Below are 10803 nucleotides of genomic sequence, written 5' to 3'. Positions count from 1 at the left end.
CGTTGGCGCAGCGGCCGGGCCGGCCGTTGGAGTTGTGGCAGCCGTCGGGGTCGTTGAATCCGGGTGACCGGTATGTGGGTGAGCGGTATGTGATGACGGTGGAGGGCCACCCCCCCGATCTCACCCCGCGGCACGAAGACATGAGTGGTGAGCAGGCAGGCGAGCAGGGGCGGGTTTCGCCGTGGGCGGGCATTTCCGGGGCGGCGTTGTTCTGCGGCGATCTGCTGGCCGGCGTGATCGCCGTTGATCCGGCCTACTTCTCGCACAGCCGGCTGGAGGCGGTTCCGGCTTACCTGCTGCACGCTGATCCCGGTTTCCGGGCGGCGCTGGATCGGTACGGCGCATCCGGCGCGGGTGGGGAAGCAGGTTCGGGTGGGGGTCGGCAGCCGGGTGGGCTGGTGCTGGAGCCGGTGGAGTGGCAGCACCTGATCTCCCTTACTCAGCGGGGGGTGGCCGGGCAGGACGGGGAGTGGGTGTCGCCGGCGAGTTTGCTGGAGGCGCAGCGTGCGGTGGTGCCTTTCCACGGCCGGGTGGAGATGCTGGCGCGGTTGAAGGCGTGGGTGTCGCGGCCGCGGTTCGGGGCGGCGTTGATCTATGCCGAGGGTGGTCAGGGTAAGACGCGCCTGGCCTACCAGTTGGCCGCTGAGATCAGCGGCCCCGCCAAGCTTGAGGATGCTCCTGAGGTCAGCGGTGCCGCTGAGGTGGCTGATCCTGGTCAGGGCGAGATTGGCGGATGGACGGTGGTGTGGCTGGATCCCCATGCTGCGGCCGCGGGGCTGGAGGTGATCAAGGATGCGGCCGCGCCGGTGTTGCTGATCATCGATTACGCCGAATCGCGGACCGAGCAGATCAAAGCGCTGCTGGGGGTGTGCGCCGAGCCGGCGCCAAGAGTGTCCAAGGTGACGCGCCAGATGCGGGCGATGGTGCGCTCAGCGTCCGAACCGCGGGCCGCCCGGTCGTACATGGTTGCCGGATACCGGGCCAGCAACCGCCGGTAGGCGGCGACGCTGAGATCGTTTTGGCGCATGTAGGCGCCTACCTGATCGAGGGCCAGAGGCAGCCATCCCAGTTCCTCTACCAGTTCCCGGATCCCCTGCCACCGCTCGGCGTCCAGATCATGCGCCGCCGGCCGGCGAGGGCCGGAACCTTCGTGGGCGGAGGTCCCGTAGGTGGCGATCTGGATCAGCAGGTCGATGGCCTCATCCTCGGACAGCACGTCCAGGTGCAGCAGGTGGGCGGGGGTGCGGTGCCAGCCCTCACCGAGCCGGCTGGTGATCAGCACCTGGCCGTTGCCGGCCACCGTCCGCGCCAGCAGCCGACCCACATCAGCGGGGTCGGTGACGTTGTCGGCGATCAGCAGCCACCCCCGGTGGGCGCTCAGCCAGCCGATCGCCCGCTCGGCCAGCATCTCCAGCGGCACCTCCGCCAGCTTCAGCTCCGGCTGCAGCGCCACCGTCAGTCCGGCCAGGCCAAGTTCGATCGCGGCGGGGCTGTCGGCGGTGATCCACCAGACCGGGTTCACGCTGTCGCGGCAGGCCAGGGCGTAGTGGGCGGCCAGGGTGGACTTGCCGATCCCGCCCAGCCCGTGCATCGCGGCCACCACCACCCCACCCAGCCGGTCAGCCAGCGCTTGCAGGTCATCGTGACGGCCGACGAACACCTGACCCGCCGGGTCGGGCACGTTCACCAGACCAGCGGGGGCGAGCACCTCGGCGACCGGCCGGGTGGCCGCCTCAGGCAGGTGAACCTGGGTGTTGGAGGCGTTGTCGCCCAGTGACACGATGCCCGACACCGAACCCTCGACCACCACCCGGCGAACCTGCTGAGCGGCGCCACCAACCGACGGCCGCCCGTCGCGAGCGGAGGGGTCGGCACCCGTCGGTGCCTGCGCTGCGGGGTCAGGTACGGGATGGCCGGTTGCGTCGGTGGGGCGGGCATCCCGTCGGCGGCGCCACCAGCCAGGCATTACCGCTCGTTGATGGTCTGGTCGCGGCCGGCCTGGTACACCCGCCCCTGCCCGGACGCTTCCGCGTTCATCTGAACATTCCGCGCCCCGTCACCAGTGGAGACGATGCCCTGGTTGCCGCCGTGGACGGTGGCCGAGCGGTTTTCACCGATCGTGACGTCCCGGGCTGAGCCGATCTGGTTGACGTTGCCGCCGATGTGGCTGCCGGAGATGACCTGGCTGCCCGCCCCGGCGGTGATCGGCGCCGCGCTGTTGACCAGGGCGGCGATGTCTGCGGTCAGCTGCGGGTCGGTGGTCAGCGCCTTCTTCACCTGGTACCGCAATGCCGACACCGCGTCCTCATCACCGGCGTCGTCGATGACATCGGCCACCGCTGCACGCAGGGCAGGCCGGGACAGCTCACCGCGGATCAGCAACTCCAGCATCCGCAGCCCGTAGAGCGCCACGGCCTGATCGGCCCGGACGGTCGGCGCCATCTGCGAGGCGGTCGCCGCAGGCATGTCCCACACCTGGGTGCCGTATTCGGTGGTCGCGGCCGTGATGTACGGAACCACCCGGCCGGTCAGCTCAGCGACCTCACTCATCGCCATTCCCCTCCCCTTCGCCATTCTCATCCCCCGAAGGTGGATGCGATCGTAACGCGCCCGCCACTCACAACCACGCACCAATGGCGCGAACAGTTCCCGACCGGACACCATTCACCAATTCGAACACCCCGATGCCCGCGCCAAAGCTCCACGTGCTGGAGTTCCAACTGTCGGACTTTTCTGATCACTAAACGCGCGCGGAGCCTGACGCGCCGGGCGCCGGTGTGCCCGACCTGCATCGAGGGGGTGTCCGCAGAGTGGAGGTGTCACGACGGCGGTCACACGTCGGCGGCGCCTCGATCCCACACCGCGAATAGAGAATCCGGCATATGCGGCATTCCAGGAATACTGCTGAAACATTGGAGGCAGGACTTCTCTGGCTCCGTTCCTGTGATGGCGCCGGACTGAGATGGGTGTAGCGCGTCAGAGATTCCGGTATCGGCGGGTGCACGGGATACGATCGCGCGAACCTGAACGCAAAAGACGGAAAAAGGGGACGAGGGGCTGGGATGGATTTCGCGGAAGTGGCCGCGCAGGTGGTCCCGTACGTGACTGCGGCGATCGGCGCACTGGGCACGGCAGTGTGGACCAAAACCCAGGACGCCGCCGCGGATGGAGTGGTCGGCTGGGGACGGCGACTGCTGGGCCGGGTGGCCGAGCGGGAGGAAGGACGCCGGAGTTGGAAAGCGCGGTCGCCGACGTCGCTGCTGACGTCAGTGATGAGGACGCGGTGGCGGTGTTGCGGATGCGGATCCGCAAAGCTCTGGCCGCCGACCTGGCCCTGGCGGCCGACGTCCAGAAGATGCTGGCCGCGGCGGCGCCGGTCACCGCCGGGGCGGGCAGTCAGGTGATCTCTGGTAGCTACATCGGCGGGGATGCCTTCTAGATCGGCTCGGCGGGCAGCGTGTCCGTCTCCCGCCGCCCGCCCTCCTCGTAGTCGGTGAGAACCGGCAGCGGATGAATAGGCGGAGCTGACAGCGCACCCCAGTGGCCACCCGTCCTTGTCGATGAGTGGTGACAGTAGCTCGTCCGGGGCCGAGAGCTGGACATGGCAGAGCCCGCCAGCGCTCCCGCCCGATATCGCGCCGGGCGGGGCGGCGCACGGAGTCAGCCCGCGTTTGTGGATCTTCCTGCGATAACTGTGCTTATGGAGGCCCGAATAATCCAATAATGACCGAATCAAGTGAACACTCACGAGCAGTCCTAAGACCAGCTGTCGGCACCTGTCTCCCCCGCAACCTCGGACCCAGTAGGCGAGGTTGGCGCGGTCGGTCAGTGTGTCGGGGTGCTCGGCACCCAGGACGCGTTCGCGGATGGGCAGCAGCGCGGCGAACTGGTCACGCGCCCCGGTCGCGTCCCCTGTCTTCCCCGTCCAGTGGGCGAGGTTGGCGCGGGCGGTCAGCGTTTCGGGGTGTTCGGCGCCCAGGACGCGTTCGCGGATGGGCAGCAGCGCGGCGAACTGGTCACGCGCCCCGGCCACGTCCCCCGCCTCCCCCGTCCAGGAGGCGAGGTTGGCGCGGGCGGTCAGCGTGTCGGGGTGTTCGGCGCCGGAGACGCGTTCGCGGATGGGCAGCAGCGCGGCCAATTGATCCCGCGCCCCGGCCACGTCCCCCGCCTCCCCCATCCAGCGGGCGAGGTTGGCTCGGTCGGTCAGCGTTTCGGGGTGGTCGGCGCCCCAGACGCGTTCGCTGATGGGCAGCAGCGCGGCGAACTGGTCACGCGCCCCGGCCACGTCCCCCGCCTCCCCCATCAAGTAGGCGAGGTTGGCACGGTCGGTCAGCGTGTCGGGGTGTTCGGCACCCAGGACGCGTTCGCGGATGGGCAGCAGCGCGGCGAACTGGTCACGCGCCGCGACCATATCCCCCACTAGCACGGTGTAGTAGGCCAGGTCGGCCTGGGCGTCCAATGTGTCGGGGTGTTCAGGTCCGTGGTGGTCGAGCTGGGCTTGGTAGCGCTGGTGTTGCAGGGTCTTGGCCGTGGTGTAGTCGCCGCTGGCGTCCAGGTAGGCGATCACCTGGTGCATCATGTCCGATCGCGGTGGCAGGACCGTGCGGGCATGGGCCAGCAGCCGCCGGTAGGCAGGCCAGCTGCCGATCACCGTCGGGTCCTCGGGCAGTTCGGCTGCCAGCAGGTCGGCGGCCTGGTCCCGGACCGTCTGGCGTTCCTGTTCGGACAGGTCGGCCAGGGTGACGGCTTGGACCAGCCGGTGCACGCTGACAGCGTTTCGATCCGGGCTGATGGTGATCATGCTGTAGGAGGCCAGCAACTCCAGCGCCTGCCCCACCCGCATCTCGTCGGTGTGGGGGAGGTGGTGCAGGACGTCGATGGGGAGCTGGTCGGGGGCGTAGCAGGCCAGCAACGCCAGCAGCCGGGGCGCGAGCGGGTCCAGATCGGCGATCCGCTGGCGGGTCAGCGTCCACACCTGAGCCACCACCGCCTGTCCCGGGTGGCCGGCGGGTGCCGCGGCGTGGGCGCGGGCGGGGGAGGTGTGCAGCAGGCGTCGGTAGGCGGGGACGGTCATGCCGGGGGTGCGGGCGATGAAGGCCGCCGCCTGCCGCAACGCCAGCGGTAAGAACCCCACCTCCTGCGCCAGAGTGGCCAGGTCGGCGCGCTCGGAGGGCGATGGCGGGGCGGATGCGATCAGCGCGGCCAGCACGTCGGTGGCCGCCTCGACGTCCAGGACGTCCACACTGATGGGGACGCAGCCCAGGGTGTGCCAGCCGATGTCGCGGCGGGTGGTGATCAGCACACTCCCACCCGTCAAACGGCCCAGGTAGGGGTCCAGGTCATCGGGATGTTCGACATTGTCGAAGACGAGCAGCCCCCCGGTCCGGAAGGCCAGCCAGCTCACCGCCCAGGAGGCCGCCTCCTCAGTGGTGGATTTCGAGGCGGCCACTGAATGGGCGCCCGTGCACAACGCCCGCGCGAGAGTGGCCAGGCCGGTCTGAATCTGGGCGGGGGTGTCGGCGTCGATCCACCACACCAGCCCGTAGTTCGTACGGTGGCGGGCGGCGTACTGCAGCGCCAGTTCGCTCTTGCCGATCCCGCCCAGCCCGTGCACCGCCGCCTGCGTGATCACCGCACCCGCCACCTCCGGGCTCCTCGGGCCGGTCAATGCGGCGTGCACCCGCTCCAGCGCGTCCCCGCGTCCGGCGAACACCGCGGCCGGCCGCCGCGGCAAACCGAGCAGGCCCGCTCCTGCGGCCGGGCCGGCCACGGTGGCTGCGTCCGGCAGCGGCGGCCGCGACGCCTGCTGGTTGAAGGTGACATCGCGAGCGGTGTTCACCTGGGTGAGGTGACCACCCACGGCCGACCCGCTCACGCTCTGCCGGTCAGGCGATCCCTCGCCTGGTTCCTGGACGCCCTGGCTCACCCCGCCCATGCTGCCGCCCACACGCACCCAACGAAAGCACGGCGACACCAATCGTGATCAGAAACCCGCCAGCCCAACAAATAGCTGATTATGTAGGCCCGATCCGTTCCCATTCGTCCTGTTATGACAGCTGCATCACCGCCCCGGACGGACGTCCTTCGGTCCAACGGACGTCCCCAGGACGTCCGAGAGACGTCCTGGGATCCAATACATCGCCCAGATGTCCCGGCGTGTCCGGGTGGGCTGTTTCAAGAGCGGTCGCTTGACGGCGCTCTTGAAACAAGGTGGCTACCGCACCTCGTACAACAGCTAGACAGCGTCGGCATCAGCGTGTCGGCGAGCAGCCGCCATGTTGCTTCGCACGATCTTTGTTGTCGGATGGTCGGCTCCCAGGACGCGTTCGCAGTCGGCCAGGGTCTGCTCGTACAAGGAGATGGCGCGGCCCAGGTCCTCTGGTGCTCGGTAAGCGCTGGCGAGGTTGCTGCGTGAGGCGAGGGTGCGGGGGTGGGTGCTGCCCAGCACCCGCTCACAGTCGGCCAGATTCTGCTCATACAGCGGGATGGCCCGACTCAGGTCCCCAGCCGCCCGGAAGGCGCCGGCGAGGTTGTTGCGTGAGGCCAGAGTGTCGGGGTGGCTGCTGCCCAGCACCTGCTCCCGATCGGCCAGGGTCTGCTCATGCAGCGTGATGGCCCGGCCTAGGTCCCCCGCCTGCCGGTAGGCGCTGGCGAGGTTGTTGCGCGAGGTCAGGGTGTCGGGATGGCCGCTGCCCAGCACCCGCTCCCGATCGGCCAGGGTCTGCTCGAACAGAGGAAAGGCTCGGGTCAGGTCCCCCGCATCCTGGTAGGCGTTGGCGAGGTTGTTACGCGAGGTCAGGGTGTGGGGGTGGTCGCTGCCCAGCACCCGCTCACAGTCGGTCAGGGTCTGCTCGAGCAGGGGAAAGGCTCGGGTCAGGTTCCCCGCGTCCTGGTAGGCGTTGGCGAGGTTGCTGCGGGAGGTCAGGGTGTCGGGGTGGCTGCTGCCCAGCACCCGCTCCCGATCAGCAAGGGTCTGCTCGAACAGCGGGATGGCCCGGCCCAGGTCCCCCACCGTGTAACAGGCGCTGGCCAGGTTGTTGCGGGAAGACAAGGTGTCGGGATGGCCAACGCCCAGCACCCGTTCACAGTCGGCCAGGGTCTGCTCATGCAGCGCGATGGCCCGATCCACCTCTCCCGCCAGCTCATAGGCGTAGGCGAGGTTGTTGCGGGAGATCAGGGTTTCTGGACGGTCAACGCCCAGGACCCGCTGGGAGTCGGCGACGCCCTGTTCGTACATCGGGATGGCCTGGCCCAGGTTCCCCGCCGCCCGGTAGGCGTAGCCCAGGCTGGCGCGTGCGCCCAGGACGAGAGGGTCGTCGGGGTCATACAGGCGTTCGGACAGGTTCAGGCAGCGGGTCAGGTAGGTCAGGGCGCGGCTGATGGCCCCTTGACCTTGGAGGAACATGCCGGTGGTACGCAGGAGTCCGTAGGCGTCGGCGGTGTCGGCGCTGGGGGGCGTGTGGGCGAACAGGGCGTCGATGTGGGGGAGCAGCTCGCGCCATCGGGGCCAGGAGGCCGGGATGTCGCAGTGTTGAGGGTGTGCGTAATCCAGCAGCAAGACAGCTGCAGTGCGGGCGGTGAGGATGGCGTGAAGGTTGCGGTGCGGGTCACCGGGGTCGCACGGCTCGGCCGCTTTGCGGGGGTCGGGGGTGCGGGCGAGGGTTTGGACCAAGCGGTGCACGGTGATCCCGTCCGGATCGAGGGTGATCATGTTGTAGGCGGCGAGTCGGCCCAATGCCTGCTGCAGCAATGGAGGCTCGTTGACGATGCCGTCCAGCAGGGTGCGGGGGATGCGCTCAGGGGCATACCAGGCCAAGATCCGCAGCAGCTCCCCGGCCAGCGGAGTGGTGGTGAGCTGGTCCAAGGTGATGCGCCAGATGCGGGCGATGGTGCGCTCGGCGTCCCCGCCCTCGGCCGCCTGGTCGAACATGACTGCCGGGTAGGCGGCTAGCAGGTCGAGATAGGCGCGCGGGGTCAGCTGGTTCTGGTGCAGGTAGGCACCGACCTGCTCGATCGCCAGCGGCAGACACCCCAGCTCGGCCACCAGCTCGGCCGCACCATCCAGACCGGTGCCCGGGCCCGCGTCGATGGCGGCACCGGGATGGGCGCCAGGGTCGGTGACGGGCCCTGTGACGGCGCCGTTGGGGCGGTCACCGGTGGCGATGCGAGTCAGCAGACCCATCGCCTCATCGACGGCCAGGACATCCAGGCGCAGCAGGTGCGCGTTCAGCCGGTGCCAGCCTTGCCCGAGCCGGCTGGTCACCAGCACCCGCCCGGGCAGCCCCGGGCCGATCAGGTCGCTGATGTGGCCAGGGTCGGTGACGTTGTCCAAGATCAGCAGCCACCCGTCATGGCAGGCCAGCCACCTGGCCGCCCGCGCAGCCAGCACCGCGGAAGGCGCCGCCCGCGCCAGCTCCGGCTGCAACGCCGTCGCCAGAGCGGCCAGCCCCGCCTCAATCGAGGCGGGGGAGTCAGCGGTGATCCACCACACCGGGTTGAACACACCGGCGTGGGTGGCGGCGTATCGGGCGGCCAGAGTGGACTTGCCGATCCCGCCCAGCCCGTGCACCGCAGCCACCACCACCGGCCGGCGCGCCTGCCCCGGCTCCGGATCCGGCAACACCTGCCGCAGCGCGGCCAGCTCCTCATCACGTCCCACGAACAGATGCGCAAGCGCGGGCACATTCACCAGGTGCGTCGGCGCCGCCACCTGGTCCACCGGCCGTAACGCCTCAGCGGGCAGCACCATCTCGTACTCGTTGACGGTCTGGTCACGACCGGCCTGATACACCCAGGCCTGCTCGGAGGCGGTGACCTCCATCCGCCGTGACGCACCCGTGTCCCGGCAATGCCCGCCCTGATCGGCCGCTGGGGTGGTCATCACTCGTTGATGGTCTGGTCGCCGCCGGCCTGATACACCCGCCCCGACCCCGACGCCTCCGCGTTCATCTGCACATTACGCGCGCTGTCCCCGGTCGAGACGATCCCGCTGTTGTCACCGCCGATAGCCACCGACCGCTCACCCGAAGCCGTGACGTCCGGCCGAGTCTGCCCATCGCCGCTGTCCTTGGCGGCCGCGTCCGCGCCGTCATGCGCGCCGCCACCGGCACCGCCACTCGAACCGCCGGCGCTTCTACCGGCCAGCAGCCCGTACAACGCCACCGCCAGCCCGGCCAGAGCGATAAACACTCCGATCACACTGGCCAACTGGTCGGCCTCGGCCAGCTCCACCCGGGACAGGTAGACACCCAGCCCGATCGCGGCGGCCCCCGCGACCGCGATCCCGCCCCATATCAGCACACGCCTGCACATAGCGGCCATCATCGGCCACCCGACAAGATCGCACAACGTGATCAGCGGATAACGCACCGGATGTCCGAGTGCGGCGGGAACCAACGAGCAAGGGCGTGGAGATGAGCTTATGCGGCTCCGTCTCAGTCGCCGACGTTTCATAGATGGTCGCCTAATGCCTCGAAGTTAAGGGTCGCTCCTGGGCGTCAAGAGGCTGGTGGATGCGGTGCTGGCCGATTCGGGCCGGACCGAGTGCCAGCTGCGGGTGCTGCTTCCATGGGCGGGGGTGTACTTCGTGTTGGCGCCGGCCCTGTTCGGACATGGCGGTGCCCATCTGGTGGGGCACAAGCTGACCGCTGCGACCTTCCCGATGACTCACCAAGATCACCCCGGGCATCCACGGATCTCACCTTCAATAGCTACGGACACGGCCCCGTGACCCTTAACTTCGCGGCATTGTTGCGCCACGCGCGCGGAAAGGAGTCGTCATGAGGTAGGAGACGACTGCCTTGACGTGCTGCTGCACAGAAGATGAAGGATTGGGCCCTTCGGCGTCGCCCTGCGGGGGGAGGCGTCAAACCACCCCAAGGTGCGTTAGCTGAAGACTGTCGTGCTGAGCGTTGGGGGAAAGGCGGGGTGAGACTCGTCAGGTGGGGACCGGGAAGACGAACGCGAGTGAACCACCGTTGAAGCGTCGAGATTTAGGAAACGGCATCGAAACCGGGGTCTCAATGCAATCTCGGGATGAGTCTGGCGGGAGCCCGTTTACTGGCCAGGTGGTGTCCGGCGTGCAGGTGGCGTGAGTCCGGTCTGCGGCTTTTGTGTGGAACGTGGGAAGGCGTGCGCCGACACTGCCCTGCTCCTTGCGGGGTTGAGGGGCGAGAGGGAGCGCACCGAACGGCCGAAACCGGAAGGTGCTGAGTACCGTCGCGGCGCACGCCGGCGGACCGGCTCGTAGTAGCGATGAAGCTCCTGTAATGGGGGTGGAGCGAAGGGGCCGGCTCATCTGGAGATGTTCGTTCGAGCAACCGGAAGTTCTCCGGGAGGAGACGAGTGAGCATGCCGGGTCCGGGCGGGAAGCCGTTCGACATACCCAAGCGCCTGGTGTGGAAGGCGTGGAAGCAGGTCAAGGCGAACAAGGGCGCCGCCGGGGTGGACGGGCAGTCCATCGACGGCTTCGAGGCCGATCTGGGGAACAACCTCTACCGGGTCTGGAATCGGATGTCGTCGGGGACCTACTTTCCGCCGCCGGTGCGAGCGGTGGAGATCCCGAAGGCGGGGGGCGGGTCGAGAACGCTCGGCGTGCCCGCTGTCGCTGATCGGGTGGCGCAGACGGTGGCCGCGCTGGTGCTGGAACCCCGGATGGAGTCGATCTTTCATGATGACTCCTACGGATACCGGCCCGGGCGTGGCGCGCTGGACACGCTGGCCAGGTGCCGGGAACGGTGCTGGAAGAAGGCCTGGGTCATCGATCTTGATGTCCAGAAATTCTTCGACAGCGTCGGGGCTTCC

Annotated in this window: 7 protein-coding genes; 3 read left to right on the top strand and 4 right to left on the bottom strand. The window is 68.8% G+C overall.

What is annotated here, in order from left to right; translation table 11 throughout:
- The coding region (locus AW272_RS46375) for a hypothetical protein (RefSeq protein WP_500780251.1) at positions 1-998 on the top strand (998 nt) is incomplete at its 5' end.
- Between the two features lie 967 nt (positions 999-1965).
- On the opposite strand, the gene AW272_RS39920 is transcribed toward AW272_RS46375, so the two are convergent.
- The 4 genes from AW272_RS39920 to AW272_RS39905 form a co-directional block, all read right to left on the bottom strand.
- On the bottom strand, positions 1966-2550 hold the full coding sequence (locus AW272_RS39920; RefSeq protein ID WP_157519365.1) for a hypothetical protein: 585 nt from the start codon (positions 2548-2550) through the stop codon (positions 1966-1968).
- Between the two features lie 190 nt (positions 2551-2740).
- Positions 2741-5926, bottom strand: coding sequence for a tetratricopeptide repeat protein (locus AW272_RS39915; protein ID WP_169807739.1), 3186 nt, complete (start codon positions 5924-5926; stop codon positions 2741-2743).
- A 309-nt stretch (positions 5927-6235) separates the two neighbouring features.
- Positions 6236-8881, bottom strand: coding sequence for a tetratricopeptide repeat protein (locus AW272_RS41560; RefSeq protein WP_218011241.1), 2646 nt, complete (start codon positions 8879-8881; stop codon positions 6236-6238).
- The gene (locus AW272_RS39905) at positions 8881-9369 is read right to left on the bottom strand and encodes a hypothetical protein (RefSeq protein ID WP_066376480.1); all 489 of its coding nucleotides are present in this window, start codon (positions 9367-9369) and stop codon (positions 8881-8883) included. The genes AW272_RS41560 and AW272_RS39905 overlap by 1 nt, the downstream gene beginning before the upstream one ends.
- Positions 9370-9508: 139 nt before the next feature.
- On the opposite strand from AW272_RS39905, the gene AW272_RS46245 reads away from it, so the two are divergent.
- Both AW272_RS46245 and AW272_RS39900 read left to right on the top strand, forming a co-directional pair.
- Positions 9509-9730 carry a transposase domain-containing protein gene (locus tag AW272_RS46245; RefSeq protein ID WP_169807738.1) on the top strand — a complete coding sequence of 74 codons (222 nt, stop codon included), beginning with the start codon at positions 9509-9511 and terminating at the stop codon, positions 9728-9730.
- Between the two features lie 620 nt (positions 9731-10350).
- Positions 10351-10803: reverse transcriptase domain-containing protein (locus tag AW272_RS39900; RefSeq protein WP_245657973.1), on the top strand; the 453-nt coding region annotated here is incomplete at its 3' end.

The sequence above is a fragment of the Herbidospora mongoliensis genome (genome assembly GCF_001570545.1).
Lineage (GTDB): Bacteria > Actinomycetota > Actinomycetes > Streptosporangiales > Streptosporangiaceae > Herbidospora > Herbidospora mongoliensis.
This window is presented reverse-complemented; position numbering and strand designations above follow the sequence as displayed.